Source organism: Blautia sp. AF32-4BH, from assembly GCF_003460565.1.
Taxonomy (GTDB): domain Bacteria; phylum Bacillota; class Clostridia; order Lachnospirales; family Lachnospiraceae; genus Fusicatenibacter; species Fusicatenibacter saccharivorans.
This window is the reverse complement of sequence record NZ_QTVL01000001.1, coordinates 183327-203062: the sequence shown is the minus strand read 5'-3', so window position 1 is coordinate 203062 and position 19736 is coordinate 183327. Positions and strand designations below refer to the sequence as shown.

Here is a 19736-nt window from a genome sequence, read left to right as displayed (position 1 = left end):
GAGAATGCAAGATTTACCAGGATATTTTCCAAGATTTTCTGACAAAAAGTATCCGTTTTCTCTTCGTCAGCCGTTTTTTTCCAGAAAATCACTTTACAGCTGCCGGCATGTGCCGGAAAGGGCTTCCTCCTCCGCTTTGGAATCCCCTCCCAAGCCATGCCGGTCTGCTTATTCTTTCACAGGATAAGCCTGTAAAATACGAATTACATCATTGGATCCATGCCAAGTGCCGGATGACCTTTCTCGGTCAGGAATGCAACCAGTGTCTCCGGATCTTCTGCGATGGTCTCGTCACCGATCATATCGGTAAAGTTGTCGATACCGTACAGCTCTTTTGCTGTTTCATTCAGTTTCTCTGCAACCTGCTCTTTCAGCTCTTTCGGCATCCATACGATACGGGCAACGCCGCCTTCTGCTTTCATAAATTTCTTGGAAGCGATAAAGTGTTTGCCGTGTCCCATGAATCCAGGAGTCTGAACACCGCCGCCTGTCATGGAAGCCAGCTCGGAGAAGGTCATTCCCAGAGGAGTCATGCCTGCGTACTCACGGTTTGCGATGCAGACACCGTTGGAGAACGGCTCGATACCACAGATACACTCGAAGCATCCGCAGGATGTCATTGGTTTTTCCATGATGGAGTACAAAGATACATCATCAAGAGCGCCCTGGGAAAGTTTACGAACAGCCTCGTTAACATCCTCGTACTCACCGATTCTCTCATCGATTACTTTTTCTTTTGTGATAACCTGGCAAGGTCCGTTCGGATCCAGCTCGTTGGTAGCTTTTGCATCCAGCCATGAAACAGCACCGCAAAGTCCGAGACGCTCTGGTGTAACAACACATACATGGCTCGGGGAGAATGCCTGGCACATGATACAGCTGTAGTATACCGGTACGGATTCATCTGTCATGGTAGACAGACGCTCATCACGTTTGTCGAATACCGGAATTGCAATTTCGTGACGGATCTTGGTACAGTCTTCCGGATTGGTGTAGATCTTAACCTGACATTTGTCAACAACAGCCTCGAACTCGTTCTTCACCTGTGCGTACAGAACTTCTCCGAAGTGTTTTGCACGGAAGCCTGCGTTGAAAGCTTCTTTGCTGACACGGATACGGATCATATCACGCTGTCCGGTATGCATCACACCTTCGATGCAGTTCAGGTAGCTGTGGAATTTACGCTCAAATACAGGCTCGAAATCCGGCTGCATGCTCTTTCCGGCAACCTCAACAACGTATGCAATGCTGTGCTTGGAACCTACCTCGAACTCGTCGATGTCCGGTCCGATCAGCTCGATCTTGTGATCTTCTACTTCGGAAGCATCTTTTGTCTGAACCAGCTCGCAGCAGTCTACACGGGAACCGTCAAACTCAACCTGCATATCACCGCGGCGGATGATTTCGCCCTCAAATGCAGATGCGAATGCAACCGGGATATCGATGTTTGTAATTTTAATCTTGATGTCGCGGGCTTCCAGAGAAGTTGCGTTGAATTTGGAAACGTCCTTCTGGATAATGAGACTCTTCGGAATAGCCGGAACGTCTTTGTCATCGTTTGTGATAACCGGGAAACCAAGTGCAATCGCACCAGCGCCGCATGCAACGATCACATCATCCAGAGGAGCAAAAGCATTTACGAATGCCGGTACACGGTCTTTGGTGTAGGTCATCAGTGCGCCTGCATCGCCTGCAGTTACGTTACCGAAGATCAGGGCTGCACGGATTGCTACGGATACAACGTGGATTACAGATGTTACGTCTTTTCCAAGCGGGATGACACGTACGTTTGCGCCGGTCTTGTATCCTAATTCCTGACACTGATCAATGATTCGGCCAACCAGTGTTACAAGAATACCCTGTGCCTGATAGCTCTTAACCAGATCCACGCCTTCCTGTGCGGTCGGAGCGCTTCCAAGGATAACAGCTACGCCCGGGATATCGCCTGTTACAAGCGGCACACCAAGCTCACGGATGATGGCATCGCTTAAATGGCCGTAGCACGGCTCATCATATGGTTTTGCACCGTCGATGTATTTAATTGCCTCGATGAACTCTGCGCAGAGTGCAGTTGCAACACCGGACATAAATACATCATTCAGCTGATTTTCTCTTGTCATCAGAGATTTTACCACGCCAAGAGCCTCTTTCATCTCTTTTAAGTTGGTAACCTTTACTCCTGTTACAGCATAGTAACACGGAAGTGCGTAAGCAGTGTCCGGGAAGCTGACTGCTTTTTCCTCTCCGTTTGCTGCGATTGCGGCATCAATGGCAGCTTCGGTAAGACCGTATACTGCATCATTTCCGCCAAATACTCTCTCGAATAATGTCATGTGTTTTTCCTCCTATCACACTTTTTCCATGCCAGGCATGTTTGACTTATCGATTTTTGTTTTTATTTTCCGTATCTCTTCTACTGCAGCCGCGCTGTAATCATATGGAGACGAACCTTCCCTGTCCGCTTCCATAATTTCCGGGTTGTAGTGGACCATGCCCAGAAGATCCTCCGGGGGGATACGGTCCTGTATGAATGCCTCATCTTTTTCGTCGCGTACTTTGTTTGCCACGACATGAACCTGATGAACGCCAAGCTCTTCGGCCAGACGTTTGACATTCTTATAGGTCTGAATACTTCTTGCACCCGGCTCGATGACTACGATGAACATATCCATGCCCTCCGTCGTTCCTCTTCCCAGATGCTCAAGGCCTGCTTCCATGTCGAGGATGACAACATCCCCTCTGTGAAGGACCAGGCTGTTGATGATTCTCCGCAGCATCACATGCTCCGGGCAGACACAGCCGCTTCCGGCCGTCTCCACGGTGCCAAGCGTCAGGAGTTTGACTCCATTGTACTCTTTGCTGTATTTATCGGGGATATCACTTACTCTCGGATTTATCTTGTAAAACCGGTTGTCTGCACTTGCCTCGGTGCGCTCTTCGATCAGTTTTCTCATTTTGGTAATCGGAATGATCGAATCGAGGATTTCTTCCGGAAATCCAAGCGCAAGGCCCAGATTGGCATCCGGATCGACATCTGCAGCCAGAACCGGATGGCCTTCTTCTGCATAAAGTCTTGCAAGGGTGGCTGCGATGGTTGTTTTTCCTACGCCGCCCTTTCCAGTTACTGCTATTTTCATTTTACACCTTTTCACTTCAAAAAGGGCGGTCTCTTTTTACGTCAGGGACCGCCCTGTCCTTTTTATACGCCGAGTGCGGCACGTTTCTCTTCGATTCGTGCGAGCATTGCATCGCCCAGCTTGTCGATGTCTTTTTCTACTGTGTAAGCTGCCTCAACCCAGTCGCGGACACCGTTGGTCAGGAGTCCTGTTACCTCAGTGGATCCGGATACGTACGGCTCTACGCCAAGGTAAGTATCGATACCGGTTGCTACAACATAGTTTCCGATGGAAACTGCTTTCTCAGACATCCACTCCGGAGCACATCCGACAACCGGAAGCTGGGAAATATTGACATTACCGATTTTAGCAAGTTCTGCTACAAGAACCATCATACGGGAGATATCAACGCAGGATCCCATGTGGAGTACCGGCGGGATATCAGCCAGCTCGCAGACACGTTTCAGACCTGCACCGCAGAGATCTTTAGCACGTTTGTCCATCAGACCTGCTCTTGCTGCTGCCTGTGCAGAGCATCCGGAAGCAACGATGATAACGTCGTGCGCGATCAGCTTCTTCATCAGCTCGATGTGAGCGGTGTCCGGACGGACTTTCGGGTTGTTGCATCCTACCATGGCAACTGCACCGCGGATAACGCCGGATGCCACACACTGCCACAGCGGCATCAGAGTTCCGGTCTGGTCAACCTGGGAATTGGTTACTTTATCCAGAGTCTTGATGATGGACTCAAAAGAGTATCCAACGGTTGCTTTCTGCTTCATATGCGGGATATGTACCAGCTCCGGTTTCCGGTTTTTAAAGTTTTCAATTGCCATTTTTACGATGGCTTTTGCATTCTCACCTGCTGTTTTTGCGTTGAAACGAATGTATTCTGCATCCGGCATCTGCGCAATCGGGCTGGTGGTAACGAATTTAGTATGGAAACATTTGCTTAAAGGTCCAAGGGCCGGGAAAATACACTGTACGTCAACAACGATGGCCTCGCAGGCACCGGTCAGTACCACGTTTTCCTGCTGCAGGAAGTTACCTGCCATCGGCACGCCGCGGCGCATTGCTACTTCATTGGAAGTACAGCAGACACCTGCCACGTTGATTCCCTTTGCTCCCATTTCTTTTGCATATGCGATCATCTCCGGATCGTCTGCGTATTCGCAGATCATCTCGGAAAGTGACGGATCATGGCCATGAACGATGATATTTACTTCATCTTCTTTCATAACACCAAGGTTTGCCTCGGTTTCGATCGGCTTTGGAGTTCCGAACAGTACGTCAGAGAACTCGGTACCCATCATGGAGCCGCCCCATCCATCGGAAAGTCCGGAACGAAGGGACTGGCGAACGAGTGCTTCCGGAAGGGAAGAACATCCCATATGAGTCATATGAAGAGAACATGCAACCTCACGGTCAATCGCACGCGGTGCGATTTCTTCTCTCTCCCAGATTTCCTGTGTGTGCTGCGGAGCACGTTTCAGGAATCTCTGTGTTCCAAACGGTTTACCATACTCCATCAGAGCCAGCTCGGACATCTCATGTGCCAGATCGTAAATATCTTTTCCTTCTGTCTCTACGCCCCACTCTTTTGCGATACGGATCAGTTTCTCCGGATCTTTTACTTTGTAGTTTCCGTTTGGATCAGCCTCATGCAGTGTGTGGCAGATCTCACGGCCATGATCGGAATGTGTTGCGGAACCGCCTGCTGTAAAGCGCAGGAAGTTACGTCCTACAATACCGTGTACATCGCATCCGCAGATTCCTCTCGGTGCCTTTGGTGTAATACGGCAAGGTCCCATCGTACAGATACGGCAGCAGGTTCCCTGCTCACCGAATTTACAGTGCGGGGTCTGGTTTTTTACACGAAACTGCCATGCGTCAGCGCCAACCTTTGCACCATTTTCCAGGAGCTCATTCGTGGCCTGTTCGAATTCTTCTACGCTTGTTAATTTGAATTCGCTCATCTTGTCCTCCTCAAGATTGTATTTTAATATTTTTATGGTAAAAACATCCTCCCATGGGGGATATTTTACTTTTGAAATATCCCTCCGTCTGCAGCGTGTACAAAGCGGAGGGCAGATTCTCTGTTTTTATAAATCAAGGTTTTCTACGATTTTCTTTAATGCCGCGCGTACCGGAGAGTCTTCCGGCAGACGTACGGTTGGTTTTCCGTCACAGTCATATTCATAAACCTGATCATCGTGCGGAACAACGCCAAGGAGAGTTAATCCCTGTTTTTCAATCTCCTCACGGGTTCCCTCATTTAACACGCCATTCGGCGCACGGTTTACGATCAGTCCTACCTGCTTCGGCTTCATATCGCATTCTTTGATCAGCTCCGCGATTCTCGCAGCGGCCTGTACTCCTCTTCTTGAGCAGTCACTGACCAAAATAGCTGTATCCATTCCCGGAAGTATACCACGGCTGATATGCTCCATGCCTGCCTCGTTATCCACAACCATGAAGGGGTAATTCGGATACAGCTTTGCAAGCTGATTCTGCAGAAGTCCATTGACGAAGCAGTAGCAGCCTTTTCCCTGTGTTCTTCCCATCACAAGCAGGTCAAAATCATCTTCCTCAGTCAGAGCGCCTGCAAATTTAAATTCCGCATAATCTGCCTTGCTCATACCTGCCGGAATCGGGTTTTTGGATGCCATCTCTGCACGGGCAATCTCCTCCCGGATATCTCCAAGGGTAGCTTCTACTTCTACACCGAGTACCTCATTCAGGTTTGAGTTTGCGTCCGCATCAACCGCAAGAACAGGACCTTTTCCTGACTCGCAGAGATACTGGATCAGCAAGCCGCATAATGTTGTTTTTCCAACGCCGCCTTTTCCGGCGACAGCTATTACGTGTGCCATAAAAATCGGATGCCTCCCAAATTCAAGTAATTAATTCATTAAACCAGTGTGCAAAGGCCGGATCTGTCGATGATTTCAGATACGTCTTTCCATTTATTCAGTGCATACAGATGAATTCCATTGACACCGAGTGCACGGTATGCATCAATCTGTTTTACGGTATATTCGATACCCTCTTCTTTGAACTCTGCAACTTTCTTGTCGTAGAATACGTCGAACGGTTTGCCCTCTGCATCTTTTGCTGCAAATGGGTTCGGGAACAGCCAGTGTCTGGAGATCATTCTGGAAAGCTCTCTGTCCATCACACAGCCGTTTCTGGAAAGTGCCATGTTGATGGTAGCTGCCTGATCCAGGATCGGCATAACTCCAACGTCTACCGGCATGGTGATTCCTGCTTTACGGATTGCATCGAGCCAGTATTTGAACTGCTCCATATCCCAGCAGAGCTGTGTCATGATGTAGTCAGCTCCGTTGTCCTGTTTCTGTTTCAGAACTGCGATATCAGACTCCAGACTTCTGCAGGAGATGTGGCCTTCCGGTGAACCTGCAACAGCGATTTCAAATTTGTCGCCGTAGGTATCACGTACGAATTTTACAAGATCCGTAGCGTAGTCAAAGTCACCGCAGGTTGTGGTCTCGCCAAGCGGAATATCACCGCGCAGTGCCAGCATGTGGTCTACGCCGTCAGCCAGATACTGATCCAGCTGTTCTTTAATTCCTTCTTTTGTGTTTTTGATAACGGTGAAATGAGTAACCGGTGTGGTTCCGGCATTTTTGATCATCTGACATACTTCACGGTTTGCTCCGACGTTTCCGCCGCCTGCTCCGTATGTACAGGAAATGTAAGACGGGTTATATTTCATCAGGTGGTCGATGGTACCCGGCAGATTCTGCAGTCCCTTCTCTGTCTTTGGTGGGAACAGCTCAAAAGACAGAAGGGTCTTGTTTTTCATCTCTTCTGAAAGTTTCATAATTCAATTTACCTCCGCTTTAATATGATATATTCCTATTCTAAGTCCCGGTTCGCCTGTTCTGTTTGTTCCGATTCGCAGACCCCGGGGTCTTAAAACCGCTTTTATAGAATAACTGGTTCCGTCAACCAATTATCATTCACAGTCCAGCTCTACGATGCTGTTTGCAAGATCTACCATTTTGATCTTACCCTGCAGTCTGATCTCTTCGCCCAGGATGTCACGGATGAGAACGTATTCTCCATCGACATCGATGCGGCTTACATTTTTACAGACAACTGTGTTTTCCGGATTTTTGTATACCGTTGCAAGGCACATAGCTTACGCCTCCTCTACTTAACTTCTTTCAAATGCTCTTTTACAAGCGTCAGTGCAAGGGACAGGCGCATATTGCCTTTCTGGAAATCGGATACTCCCTCCCTGATCTGTTTTGCGGCGTCCGCCATTCCGGCTTTTTCCAGTTTGTCGGCCATCTCGTCGAGTTCTGCTGCGTGATGTTCATTGTGCTGCAGCATATAGGTTAAAAGGGCAAGATTCTCGTCCTTGCATTTTTCTTCGGAACCGCATGCATTGCAGGCATGTCCGCAGTCTTCTCCCTCGTGATGATGGTCATGGTGATGATGGTGCTCGTCGTGAGCTCCGTGCGGAATGGGATTTCCATTCTCGTCATATAATAAATGCATAATATGGCCTCCTCTGTCCCTGGTATTTTCCTCTGCCGTCCGTTTCGTCCGCTTTTGTTTTCCTGAAACATCCTGCAGATTGTACAGGGAATGATAAATAAATATCAATTCAAGTTTATTATACTCTATTTCATGCACAAAATCAATACAGCCTCCACAAAATTTCTGTACAATTCGCCGTACTGGCCGTCCTGGCATCCTTCTTTTTTCTTGCGTGGCTTGTTATTTTTTTTCATTTCCCGATTGTGTTAAACTTTTTTAATATATTTGGTCTGATTTCTTTAAATTTTCATGTTATACTAAACATAATTATGAGAGAAATACGGCAGAATCTTTTTTTGATTCAAGATACGGAGGGTTTTTATGGCACTTTCTATTCCAACCATCACATTGAACGACGGCAGAGCGATGCCGCTTCTGGGGCTTGGCACTTACAAATCGACAGAAAAAGAGGCAGAAAAAGCAATTGTCACCGCGGCAAAATACGGCTACCGTCTGATCGATACCGCCTCCTCCTATAAAAACGAGGACAGCATCGGCCGCGGGATCCGCGCAAGCGGAATTCCGCGGGAAAATTTTTTTATTACCACAAAGGTATGGAATACCGCGCAGCGGGTCGGTGATATCGAAGGTGCCTTCAACCGCAGCCTCGACCGTCTCCGTCTCGACTACGTTGATCTTTACCTGATTCACTGGCCGGTGCCGGGCTGCTACCCGGAGACGTGGCGCGCACTCGAAAAAATCCGCGAATCCGGGCGTGCAAAATCGATCGGCGTCAGCAACTTCGAGGAGCCGCACCTTACCGCCCTCTTTGAATTTTCCGGCGTCATCCCGGCCGTCAACCAGATCGAATGCCATCCGCTCTGGAACCGGAAACCGCTCATCGCTTTCTGCCGTTCACATGGAATCGCCGTTCAAGCGTATGCGCCGCTCGCAAGAGGTCTTTATCTGAACCGTGAGATTATGCAGCAGCTGGCAGAAAAGTATGTACGCACTGAAGCACAGATCGGCCTCCGCTACCTCGTCCAGCAGGGCATCAGTGTCATCCCGAAATCGACACAGCCGGACCGCATTTTTGCCAACGCGGATGTCTTCGACTTCGAACTTTCTGAAGCCGACATGGCGCTCATCGACACGATGGACGAACAGCTCCGCTCTGCTTCCATACCGGATGACCTGCTGTAACTGCGGATTCACAGCAAAAGCAGCACAGAAAATCTGTTTCTTTCCGTTTCAGATTTCTGTGCTGCTTTTTCTGTTTCTCTTTATTTCGAGGATACCATCCAGTCTGCTGCAGGTGCAGATCCAGTCCCCCATTGCTTCGGCTTCTTCTAAATCATGCGTGACCAGAAGCATCGTTTTTTCTTTTCCTTTTCTGCGGATATAGTTCATCGTTTTCTTTTTCGTCCCCGCATCCAGTCCCCGGAACGGCTCATCCAAAAGGAGGAAATCTGCGTCCATGCGCATGGCCCGCAGAACCGCCACCCGCTGGCGCATGCCGCCCGACAGTTCCGATACAGCCTGGTTTTCACAGCCCGAAAGGCCGAGTTCCTCCATCTCCTCCACAAGATGACGGGAGCTTCTTTTTTCTTTTCCAAACATGCGGCGCCTTACCGCGAGCTGGATATTGGCTGCAGCTGTCAGTTCTTCTGCCAGCCGCGGTTCCTGAAAAACCATACTTTTTCTTAAGGCTTCCAGTCCCCCGATTTTTCCGCCGTCCGCCTGCTCCAGGCCTGCCAGAATCCGCAGCAGGGTTGTCTTTCCAGCCCCGGAAGGAGCCATCAGACAGGTCACTGCTCCTTTTTTCAGTTCCATCGTAAGATTCGAAAAAATAACGTGTTCTCCATACGCTTTTTTCAGATGGCAGATTTCAATCGTATCTTCTCTCATTTCATCACCAGCATCCTTTTTTCTGCAAGATCCATTCCTTTTAAAACAGCTTTTTCGAGACAGAAGCTGGCGTACACGATCGCTGCCGTCCAGGCAAAGAGTCCCGGTGTGTCGAGATATATTTTTGCCTGATACAGATGCTCTCCGATGGATCGGTTCGGAATGCCGATTACTTCTGCTGCCGTTCCGGCCTTCCAGCAAAGGCCGAGGGAAAGTGAACATCCCGTCCGGATATATGGGTACAGCTGCGGCAGGATCACCCAGCGCAGCCGCACCGGCCGCGGAACCTGAAAAACGTCTGTCATCTCCAAAAGCGCTGTGTCCAGTTCCCGTAGGCCGTTCCGCGTGTTTGTATACAGGATCGGAAATACCATCAGAAACGAAATCACAACCGAAAGATTCTTCGAAGAAACCCAGATCAGGATCAGAATCACAAAAGAAGCGACCGGCACTGCTTTCACTGCTGCAACCAGCGGCGTCAGGAGTTCTTCTGCAATGGAAAACCGACCGGCAAGTGCAGCTCCTGCAATTCCCGCCGCCGCACCAAGAAGGAATCCGGCTCCGATGCGTGCTCCGGAAAACAGCAGGGACTGCCAGAAGACCTGTTCTGTTACAAGCGTAAAAAGGCGTTTCAAAACAGCAGCAGGAGATGCCAGAAGGATCTCCTGCCCGACAAAAACGCTTACCGCCTGCCAGATCATAAGCCAGAACACGATCGGCCAGCGCTTCGTTTTTCTCTGTTTCTCTTTTTTGTTTTTATTCGGAATAATAGAAGTCATCTCCTGGAAGTTCTCCTCCGACTGCCTCCGGGTTCTGGTCTTTGAGTACACCGAGATAACCGGAAAGCTTCTCTTTCATCTCATCACCGGTGATGCAGACAATGTTGCATGCCGGAAGCGCTTTCTTTGCGACTGCCTCCGGAACAATGTCATAATCCCCGATCAGTTTTGCCGCCTCATCCGTGTTTTCGGTTACGTAGGATACGGATGCCTGGTAAGCTTCCATGAAGTCTGCAACTGCTTCCGGATGCTCCTTGGCAAAGGCAGTGCGCACAACGGTAACACCTGTCACCAGTGTGCTCGCCGTTCCTTCGGACTCCTGGATTTTGTTCCATTCTTCGGTCAGGTCAAGTGCGGTGCGCAGCGTTTCTTTTTTCGTCTGTGCCGTCGTTACAAACGGCTGCGGCAGCATGGCGATTCCATCGGCATCTTCTGCAAGTGCTGCCACGCACTCGGCGTGTTCGCTCTTCCACTCGATCGTTACGTCCTCACCCGGTACGAGGCCGTTCTTTTCGAGGATATAATTCAAAGCATACTCCGGAGTTGCACCTTTGCCGCCCGCATAAATGGTTCTGCCTTTCAGATCCGCAATGGAATGTACGGTATCGCCGTCCTCGACGATATAAAGGACACCGAGCGTATTGACTGCGAGCACCTGCACGCCGCCGTTTGTCTTGTTGTAGAGTACGCTTGCAAGGTTCGCCGGAACCGCGGCGATATCCACCTCTCCCTGTACCAGTTTTGCGCTGACCTCATCCGGGGCAGCGGCAAGTTCAAACGTGTCCGCAGGTGATTCTTTGCTGTCGTTATCGCTCATCATTTTTACCATTCCCATGCTGGTCGGTCCTTTTAATGCAAGCACATGGACCAGTGTCTCATCTTCTGTTTCCGATGCCGCTGTGCTGCTCTCCGTCTTTGTCTCTGTCTGGCCGCATCCTGCAAACAGAAGTACCATTGCAAGAATCGCTGCCGCAAAGCCCATCTTTCTTTTCTTTTTCACTTTTGTCTCCACCTTGCTGTTCTTTTTAGTCTACCAGCTTGTCCAGTTCTTTTACATATTCTGTCTGGCTGGAAATCTTGTGTTTTGCCTGCGCCGCATATTTGTTGACTGCCGCCTGCGACTTTTTGATTGACTGCATCGTGCCGGCTCCTGCCACGCATCCGCCCGGACAGGCCATGCCTTCGAGAAGATAACCGTTGTACTTTCCGGCCTTCGCCATTGTCAGCAGTTTCCGGCATTCCTTCAGACCTTCTGCATTTGCCATCTTGATTTCGCGGTCCGGGTATTTTTCACGGATTACATTTTCCACAGATTTTGCAACGCCGCCGGAGACAGCAAAGTTTCTTCCGTCCACCGATGCATCGCTGACGCCGTCCGGATCTTCCTCAAGTGCACTCACATCTACCTGGCGCGCATCGAAAATGCCCGACATCTCTTCAAACGTCAGAACGAAGTCCACCTCACTGCGGACAGACTGGCGCATGGCCTCCAGTTTTTTCGCCGCACACGGTCCGACAAAGACAACCTTCGCATTCGGATTGTGTTTCTTGATCAGACGCGCCGTCAGCGTCATCGGAGTCAGTGCCATCGAGATACAGTTTGCGTAATCCGGGAACAGTTTCTTCGCCATTACAGACCAGGCCGGACAGCAGGATGTCGCCATAAACGGCAGTTTCTCCGGAACTTCGTTCACAAAATCCTCTGCCTCCTGTGCCGCACAGAGATCCGCTCCGATCGCAACTTCAAAGACATCCGCAAAACCGAGCTTTTTCATCGCCGCACGCAGTTTTCCAGGCGTTACTTTCGGTCCGAACTGGCCGACAAACGCCGGTGCCAGCGCTGCATAGACGCGCTCTCCCGACTGGATCGCACGGATTACCTGGAAGATCTGGGATTTGTCCGAAATAGCGCCGAACGGGCAGTTGACGAGACACTGGCCGCAGGATACACATTTCTCGTAATCGATATCCGCTTTTCCGTTCTCATCTGAACCGATGGCATCCATTCCGCAGGCTCTCGCACACGGACGCTCCTGAATGATAATAGCCTGGTATCCGCATACCTTGGCACATTGACCACATTTGACGCATTTATCCTGATCAATATAGGATCGTCCATTGGTGCGGTCCAGCGTAATGGCCTTTTTCGGACAGACTTCCACGCACGGATGTGCAAGACACCCCTGACATCCCTCCGTGATCAGAACCCGTTTTTCATGACAGGCGTTGCATGCAAATTTGATGACATTAATGAGCGGCGGTGTATAATACGTCTCCGCCTGGTCCGCCAGTTTGATATTGTCCGAGATCGGGGCGTGCTCTGCCGCGCTTCTGCACGGAAGTCCCATTGCAAGGCGAAGCCGCTCTCCTACAATCGCCCGCTCCAGAAACACATCATTTCTAAAATTTCCGACCTCACCGGGAATTACACGGTAAGGAATTTCCTCGATCGTCTTTTCCACCGGGGAGTCCACGTCATACGCCATTTTTGCAACTTCCGTAAAAATGGCATGGCGGATTTCCTGAATTCTTGTTTCTACTCCTCTCATTCTTTCTTCCTCCTGCTGTATTTTCCTCCGCATCTTTTCAGTTAAAATTATTCCGCTTTCTATTACTATACTTGATTTCGAAAGTATTGTCATCTTTTTCCCGTATTTTTGCTGAAAAATTTCGGTCTGCACAAAAAAAGAACCTGCCGTCTCTGTATCATTTCACAGAAGTGACAGGTTTCTTATTTTTACCGCTCCCAGAGATCCGGGGCGAGTTCGTCTTTTTTCATACGCTGCATCAGTTCATCCACAGCCTGTTTCGGGTTTTTGTTTTCAAACAGAACCTGATTGACTGCCTGAATGATCGGCGTTTCGATTCCGAATTTTTTCGACAGGGTAAGACCCGCTTTTGCGGAATAGACGCCCTCGACGATCATCTGAACCTCATCCATCGCCTGCTGCATCGTTCTGCCCTGGCCGATCAGGTATCCGGCTTTCCGGTTCCGGCTGTGAACGGAAGCACACGTTACAATCAGGTCGCCGATACCGGAAAGACCGTAGAAGGTTTCCGCATGGGCACCCATCGCCGTACCGAGCCGTGCAATTTCCGCGATCCCGCGGGTAATCAGAGCCGCTTTCGTATTGTCGCCGTAGCCAAGACCATCCGCCGTTCCGGCTGCCAGTGCGATGACATTTTTCAGAGCTCCGCCAAGTTCAATTCCCGTGATGTCCGGGCTTGTGTAAACGCGGAAGACCGGACTCATGAACACATTCTGCACATACAGTGCGCTCTCGCGGTCATGCGCGCCGACAACGATCGTGGTCGGCAGGCCACGGCCGACTTCCTCTGCGTGGCTCGGTCCGGAGAGAACAACGACATTCGCTCCCGGCACTTCCTCCTCGATGATCTGAGACATCGTCATCAGGGTATCGGCTTCCACGCCTTTTGCCACATTGACGATGAGCTGGCCGTCCGGAATATCCGCCGCATACTTTTTACATGTGGTTCGCACGTACGGGGATGCTTTTGCCATCACAAGGATGTCCTGTCCTGAAAGGGAGCCGCGCACATCGCAGGTGAACTTCATTTCATCCGGCAGTTTTACGCCCGGAAGCTTCGTCAGATGCTCTCTGTGTTCCTTTAAGCTCTCAATTTCCTTTTCATTTTCCGAGCAGATCGTCACGTCATGCCCGTTGTTGCAGAGCAGGAGGCCGAGGGCGGTTCCCCAGCTTCCTGCTCCGATGATACTAATCTTTGCCATATTTTATTTCTCCGACTTTTTGGATAAATACGTTTTCCGCTCTGTTCCCGCGATGAGGCGCTTGATGTTTGCACGGTGCTCCCAGAAGGCAAGCACGGCAAGAAGTGCGATCACCACGTACATCTCATAGAGATACGGCGGTTCCAGCGCAAAGCAGCCCGCCTGTCCCATGATAACGGCCATCGCAAAAAAGACAACGTAAACCATCATGGAACCGAGGGAAACATAGTGTGTTACTGCAAGATTCAGGAAAAACAGCGCTGCACAGACCAGCGTGATTCTCCAGTCAAACGAGATAATCAGACCCGCGGTCGCAGCGATTCCTTTTCCGCCGCGGAAGCCTAAGTAAAACGGGAAGTTGTGGCCGAGAATCGTTCCAGCCGCAGCATACACCGTCAGCAGTTTCAGCATTTCCGGGTGCGATGCACCGAAGATCAGGCGTACCGTCAGGACCGCCAGAATGCATTTGATGCAGTCGCCGGCAAGCGTGATGGCGCCTGCTTTTTTCCCTAAAGTCCGGAGCGCGTTGGTCGTTCCTGCGTTTCCGCTGCCGTGTTCCCGGATATCAATTCCCTTCGTCCTTCCATAAATATATGAGGTCTGAAAAAGGCCAAATGCGTATCCGATCAAAAGGCATATGATCCGTACCATAACTCTTTACTGCTCCTTCTCTTTTCGTTCTCTGATGATGAATTTCAGCGGTGTGCCGCGGAAGCCGAACGACTCTCTGATTTTATTCTCCAGATATCGAACATAGGAGAAATGCATCAGTTCTTTGTCGTTGACGAAAATAACAAATGTCGGCGGTTTGACCGAAACCTGTGTCATGTAGTAGATTTTCAGTCGTTTTCCACGGTCTGACGGCGGCTGCTGCATTGCCATTGCCTCGGTCAGAATCTCGTTCAGGACACCGGTCTGTACGCGCAGGTTCTGGTACTGCAGAACCATGTCGATCGTCTCGAACAGCTTCGGAAGACGCTGTCCTGTCTTCGCAGAGATGAAAAGAAGCTCTGCGTACGGCATGTAAGCCAATGTATTTCTTACTTTTTCGGTAAAGCGGTAGATCGTCTTGTCATCTTTTTCCAAGGCATCCCATTTATTTACCGCAATGATCATACCTTTTCCACGCTCATGGGCGATACCGGCAATTTTGGCATCCTGCTCGGTGACACCCTCGGTTGCATCGATCAGAAGAACGACGACATCTGCGCGCTCTACGGCAGATACTGTACGGATGATGCTGTACCGCTCCAGCTCCTCTTTGATCTTGTTTTTCTTTCGAAGACCTGCGGTATCGATGAAAATATATTCATTTCCATTGTGCATGATCGTGGTATCGATCGCATCGCGCGTCGTTCCGGCGATATCGGATACGATGACACGGTTCGAGCCCAGCAGTTTGTTGACCAGGGAGGATTTTCCGACGTTCGGTTTTCCGACAATGGCGATGCGCGGAATCTCGCTCTCCTCCTCGTTTTCCATCTCCGGATCAAAGTATCCTGTCACCTCATCGAGCATATCGCCGATGCCGAGCTTTCCGGATGCGGAAATGGCGTGCGGCTCTCCGATGCCGAGGTTATAGAATTCATAAACATCCATCATCTGACGGTCGAAGTTGTCGACTTTGTTGACCACCAGCACAACCGGCTTGCGGCTTCTTCTGAGCATATCAGCTACTTTTGCATCGGCATCTACAAGGCCCTGACGGACGTCAGTGATGAAGATGATGACATTTGCGGTATCAATGGCGATCTGCGCCTGGTCTCTCATCTGGGAGAGAATGATATCTTTGGATTCCGGCTCAATACCGCCGGTGTCTACCAGCGTAAATTTGTGGTTCAGCCACTCCACGTCGGCATAAATACGGTCACGGGTTACACCCGGTGTGTCTTTTACAATCGAAATATTGTCTCCGGCTAATACATTAAACAGGGTGGATTTACCCACGTTTGGCCGGCCCACAATTGCTACAATCGGCTTGCTCATACATTGTTCTCCTTCTGTGTATCGTCTCCTGGTTTTCCTCCACAACGGCTTTCACCAGGTCGCTGCCCGGCTCATCGATAATCTGTACCGGTGTTTTCAGGCGCTCTTCCACCTCTTCCACCGTCACATCATCGAGAAAGACGTTTTTTCCCGAACGGAGCATGTTGCACGGAAGCAGCAGGCAGTCGCCAAGATCTCTTCCCTCTAACTGCTCCATCAGATCCTTTCCGGTAATCAGACCGGATACGGTAATGGATTCTCCAAAGAAATAGTTGATAATCGTGATAACCTCCGCCTGTACATTCGGATATTTTTCACGAATTTTCTGCATGTGTTTTTCCAACGACGGCGCCGCAGCTTTTCCGGTCGCAATCGTTACATGGCGGTGACGGTCGTCCCCTTCTCGTTTCGAAAGTTCTTCCGCAACCTCGTCCTCCAGAAGCCGGAGCATTCCCACTCCGTTTTCCAGCTGGATATAGCCATCGTAATTTTCCTCCTCCGGGATCGGCTCTCCCGCCAGCAGATACCATTCATCACCAGCATGGATAAAGTGAAGTCCCCACTGTTCATACAGCTTTTTCTGCCATTTGTGAATCGTGGCAAGAACTTCTTTTGCATCCTCCCTGGTAAACGGTTCCAGAGGCGCCAGTCCGTCGCGGTACTTCGAAAGTCCGACCGGGACAACCGAAACACTTTTCAGATGCGGCAGATATTTTGACAGATCCGAAATACTGCGCTCCAGCTCTGCGCCGTCGTTGTATCCCTTGCAGAGCACAATCTGTCCATTCATCTCGATTCCCGCCTCGTAAAGGCGCTGGACCTTCGGAAAGATATTGCCCGCAAAACGGTTGTGCAGCATTTTGCAGCGGAGCTCGGGGTTCGTTGTCTGGAACGAAATATTGATCGGTGCCAGATGGTAGCGGATAATCCGGTCGATATCGTGGTCGCTCATGTTGGTCAGTGTAATATAATTTCCCTGCAGGAAGGACAGACGCGAATCGTCATCCTTAAAATACAAGGTGGGACGCATTCCCGGCGGCATCTGATCGATGAAGCAGAAAATGCAGTTGTTGCTGCAGGAACGGTACTGATCCATGAACTCGTTCTCGAATGTGATGCCGATTTCCTCGTCATACTCTTTTTCGATTTCCAGGTCCCATTCCTCGCCGTCCTTTTTCCGGATCGTGAGTTCCAGATACGTGTCGTTGGTCTGGAAGTGGTAATCGAAGACGTCCTCGATAATTTCCCCGTTCACGCGGAGCAGTTCATCTCCCGGTTCGAGTTCCAGTTCTTCGGCAATACTGCCCGGTTCTATTGTCTTGATAATGTGTTTCGTCTTGTTTTTCACAGATCTTACGTTTTGGCCTTTCCATTTACTTCTTTATAACTTCTCTTTGCCCAGTAAAAAGCGTGCTTTTTTTGCATACCTTCCGGACATTCATCCATTATAATAACAACAACCTGCACAAAAAGCAAGGATTCTTTCGTTTTTTGCTTGACGCGCCCTTTCCCAAGATGATATAAATAGGAAGTAAATGGTTTGTAAAAAATGTCGATTACTGGAGGTTTGTATGGCTAATTTAGATTTACTTGAAAATTCCATTCCGGTTGCTCCGTTAAAGCTCGCAGCTCTGCCGGGCAGTATGGAAATGGCAAAAAAAGTTGATGCGTATCTGGTTCAGTTCCGTAAAGAGCTCGCCGAGCGCCGCAACGGGGTTTCCTTTTCCGGATATTCCGAGGATTCTTTTCTGATTGACTGCGAGTGCCCGCGTTTCGGTTCCGGCGAAGCAAAAGGAAAGATCAACGAATCCGTCCGCGGTGCCGATCTTTACATCCTGGTTGATGTCTGCAACTACAGCATCACCTACAAGGTCTGCGGCTACGAGAACCACATGTCACCGGATGACCATTATCAGGATCTGAAACGTATCATCGCTGCTGCAACAGGAAAAGCACACCGGATCAACGTAATCATGCCTTTCATTTATGAAGGAAGACAGCATAAGCGCACCAAACGTGAGTCTCTCGACTGCGCACTTGCTCTGCAGGAGCTGATGAACATGGGTGTTTCCAACTTTATCACCTTCGACGCACACGATCCTCGTGTCATGAACGCAATTCCGCTCGGCGGCTTTGACAACTTCATGCCAACCTACCAGTTTTTAAAAGCCCTTCTTCGTTCCGTTCCGGATCTGACGATCGACAACGATCATCTGATGATCATCAGCCCGGACGAGGGAGCGATGGCGCGTGCCGTATACTTCTCCAACGTGCTCGGCGTCGATATGGGTATGTTCTATAAGAGAAGAGATTACTCCACCATCGTAAACGGAAAGAACCCGATCGTGGCACATGAGTTTCTCGGCGATTCCGTAGCAGGAAAAGATGTTGTCATCATCGACGATATGATCTCCTCCGGTGAGAGTATGCTCGACGTTGCAAAACAGGTCAAAGAGCGCGGCGCTGACCACGTCTTTGTCTGCACCACCTTCGGCCTCTTCACCGATGGTCTGGAGAAATTCGATGCTTACTATGAGAAAGGCTATATCAGCAAAGTCATCACCACCGACCTGACCTACCGTACACCGGAACTCGTTTCCCGTCCTTGGTATGAGCCGGCTGAGATGAGCAAATATATGGCAAGCATCATCGATACGCTTAACCACGACGTATCCGTTGCAAAAGTACAGTCTACGACAGAGAAAATCAATAAGCTGCTGGCAAAACACAGATAATCGATTTTGTGTCCGCCGGATGCATACAGCAAAAAAACGGATCTGTTTTTTCCAGGTCCGTTTTTTGATGCTTTCTATTCTGTTTTCGATCCTGTTTTCAGACCAAGGAAAGGAATGCCGCGAGGTTTCCTCTTTTTCCCTTCGATGCACGGTGGGAATACAGGAAATCCGGGTTGCAGCAGGTGCAGAGGTTCGGCAGATGAATCTGCTTCTCCGGCACTCCTGCTGCAAGAAGGATCTGATGATTCGCCTCCCAGAGATTTAACTGGTATTTTCCATCTGGTTTTCCGTAGAACAGTTTCTCATGCAGTGTTTCCGGGAATGCTGCCCGGAACTCTTCGATCACGTCACCGCTCACCTCGTAGCAGTCCTGGCAGATCGACGGGCCGACGGCTGCGATCACATCTTTTGCTTCTGTTCCAAACCGTTCGTGCATCGCATCGAGCGTTGCCTGTCCCATCTTGTGGACCGTTCCACGCCAGCCGGAATGTGAAAGTCCAATTGCACGGTGCACCGGGTCGACAAAGTAGAGCGGCACGCAGTCCGCATAGAATGTCGCAAGTACGACGCCCGGCTCGTCAGTGATCATACCGTCAATATCATGAAAATCGCGGTCTCTTGTCACGCCGCTGCCGCAGTCTGCTTTCGTCACATAACGGACCTTCGTTGTGTGTGCCTGATCGGAGGTAACAATGTTTTCCACTTCAAACCCCGCCGCCTCACAGAATCTTCTGTAATTCTCCCGCACATTCGCCGGATCGTCGCCGCGCGAAAAGCTGAGATTCATGCTGGAAAGATGTTCCTTACTCACCCCGCCGATCCGTGTGGAAAATGCATGGCGGATGCCCTCAATTTTCTCAATCGCCGGCCAGGTCAGATAGACCACGCCGTTTTCCGCCTCGTTGACATGCATCGTTTTTTTATCGTTTTGTTTCCATTGAATTGGTATCAT

18 protein-coding genes are annotated in these 19736 nt (G+C 49.9%); 2 read left to right on the top strand and 16 right to left on the bottom strand.

Annotated features, from left to right (window positions below; translation table 11 throughout):
* Positions 1 to 203 precede the first annotated feature (203 nt).
* The 7 genes from acsB to DWZ44_RS00955 all read right to left on the bottom strand — a co-directional run bounded on the left by acsB (position 204) and on the right by DWZ44_RS00955 (position 7643).
* Positions 204 to 2333, bottom strand: a complete 2130-nt coding sequence (gene acsB, locus DWZ44_RS00985) for an acetyl-CoA decarbonylase/synthase complex subunit alpha/beta (protein ID WP_117804043.1) — start codon at positions 2331 to 2333, stop codon at positions 204 to 206.
* 15 nt (positions 2334 to 2348) lie between these two features.
* Positions 2349 to 3137, bottom strand: a complete 789-nt coding sequence (locus DWZ44_RS00980) for an ATP-binding protein (RefSeq protein WP_117509047.1) — start codon at positions 3135 to 3137, stop codon at positions 2349 to 2351.
* Between the two features lie 62 nt (positions 3138 to 3199).
* Entirely contained in the window at positions 3200 to 5092 is a 1893-nt protein-coding gene (gene cooS, locus DWZ44_RS00975) for an anaerobic carbon-monoxide dehydrogenase catalytic subunit (RefSeq protein WP_117509048.1), read from the bottom strand.
* Positions 5093 to 5218: 126 nt separating this feature from the next.
* Positions 5219 to 5989 (bottom strand): ATP-binding protein, encoded by a 771-nt coding sequence (locus DWZ44_RS00970; protein WP_022462430.1) that lies wholly within the window; start codon positions 5987 to 5989, stop codon positions 5219 to 5221.
* Between the two features lie 38 nt (positions 5990 to 6027).
* On the bottom strand, positions 6028 to 6960 hold the full coding sequence (locus DWZ44_RS00965; protein WP_022462431.1) for a methylenetetrahydrofolate reductase: 933 nt from the start codon (positions 6958 to 6960) through the stop codon (positions 6028 to 6030).
* 135 nt (positions 6961 to 7095) lie between these two features.
* A complete protein-coding gene (locus DWZ44_RS00960) occupies positions 7096 to 7278 on the bottom strand; it encodes a CooT family nickel-binding protein (RefSeq protein WP_117509049.1) in 183 nt (60 codons plus the stop codon).
* 14 nt (positions 7279 to 7292) lie between these two features.
* Entirely contained in the window at positions 7293 to 7643 is a 351-nt protein-coding gene (locus tag DWZ44_RS00955) for a hypothetical protein (RefSeq protein ID WP_055218122.1), read from the bottom strand.
* 363 nt (positions 7644 to 8006) lie between these two features.
* On the opposite strand from DWZ44_RS00955, the gene DWZ44_RS00950 reads away from it, so the two are divergent.
* A complete protein-coding gene (locus DWZ44_RS00950; protein WP_117509050.1) occupies positions 8007 to 8828 on the top strand; it encodes an aldo/keto reductase in 822 nt (273 codons plus the stop codon).
* A gap of 48 nt (positions 8829 to 8876) precedes the next feature.
* On the opposite strand, the gene DWZ44_RS00945 is transcribed toward DWZ44_RS00950, so the two are convergent.
* From DWZ44_RS00945 to DWZ44_RS00910, 8 genes are all read right to left on the bottom strand, one after another.
* A complete protein-coding gene (locus tag DWZ44_RS00945; protein WP_070100780.1) occupies positions 8877 to 9533 on the bottom strand; it encodes an ATP-binding cassette domain-containing protein in 657 nt (218 codons plus the stop codon).
* The gene (locus tag DWZ44_RS00940; RefSeq protein WP_117509051.1) at positions 9530 to 10312 is read right to left on the bottom strand and encodes an ABC transporter permease; all 783 of its coding nucleotides are present in this window, start codon (positions 10310 to 10312) and stop codon (positions 9530 to 9532) included. Before DWZ44_RS00940 ends, DWZ44_RS00945 begins: the two co-directional genes overlap by 4 nt.
* A complete protein-coding gene (locus tag DWZ44_RS00935) occupies positions 10290 to 11312 on the bottom strand; it encodes an ABC transporter substrate-binding protein (protein ID WP_022461522.1) in 1023 nt (340 codons plus the stop codon). The genes DWZ44_RS00940 and DWZ44_RS00935 overlap by 23 nt, the downstream gene beginning before the upstream one ends.
* A 25-nt stretch (positions 11313 to 11337) precedes the next feature.
* Positions 11338 to 12861 carry a 4Fe-4S dicluster domain-containing protein gene (locus DWZ44_RS00930; RefSeq protein WP_117509052.1) on the bottom strand — a complete coding sequence of 508 codons (1524 nt, stop codon included), beginning with the start codon at positions 12859 to 12861 and terminating at the stop codon, positions 11338 to 11340.
* Positions 12862 to 13049: 188 nt separating this feature from the next.
* Entirely contained in the window at positions 13050 to 14063 is a 1014-nt protein-coding gene (locus tag DWZ44_RS00925) for an NAD(P)H-dependent glycerol-3-phosphate dehydrogenase (RefSeq protein ID WP_022461520.1), read from the bottom strand.
* Positions 14064 to 14066: 3 nt separating this feature from the next.
* Positions 14067 to 14714 (bottom strand): glycerol-3-phosphate 1-O-acyltransferase PlsY, encoded by a 648-nt coding sequence (gene plsY, locus DWZ44_RS00920; RefSeq protein WP_117509053.1) that lies wholly within the window; start codon positions 14712 to 14714, stop codon positions 14067 to 14069.
* A 6-nt stretch (positions 14715 to 14720) separates the two neighbouring features.
* Complete coding sequence (gene der / locus DWZ44_RS00915) at positions 14721 to 16049, bottom strand: ribosome biogenesis GTPase Der (RefSeq protein ID WP_022461518.1); 1329 nt, start codon at positions 16047 to 16049, stop codon at positions 14721 to 14723.
* Positions 16003 to 17397: a DUF512 domain-containing protein gene (locus DWZ44_RS00910; protein WP_117509054.1), complete on the bottom strand. Its 1395-nt coding sequence runs from the start codon at positions 17395 to 17397 to the stop codon at positions 16003 to 16005. The genes der and DWZ44_RS00910 overlap by 47 nt, the downstream gene beginning before the upstream one ends.
* Before the next feature lie 223 nt (positions 17398 to 17620).
* Between DWZ44_RS00910 and DWZ44_RS00905 the strand changes: the two genes are divergently transcribed.
* On the top strand, positions 17621 to 18784 hold the full coding sequence (locus DWZ44_RS00905; protein ID WP_117509055.1) for a ribose-phosphate pyrophosphokinase: 1164 nt from the start codon (positions 17621 to 17623) through the stop codon (positions 18782 to 18784).
* A gap of 97 nt (positions 18785 to 18881) precedes the next feature.
* Here the strand turns inward: DWZ44_RS00905 and pgeF are convergent, their stop codons facing one another.
* Entirely contained in the window at positions 18882 to 19736 is an 855-nt protein-coding gene (pgeF, locus tag DWZ44_RS00900) for a peptidoglycan editing factor PgeF (protein ID WP_055226466.1), read from the bottom strand.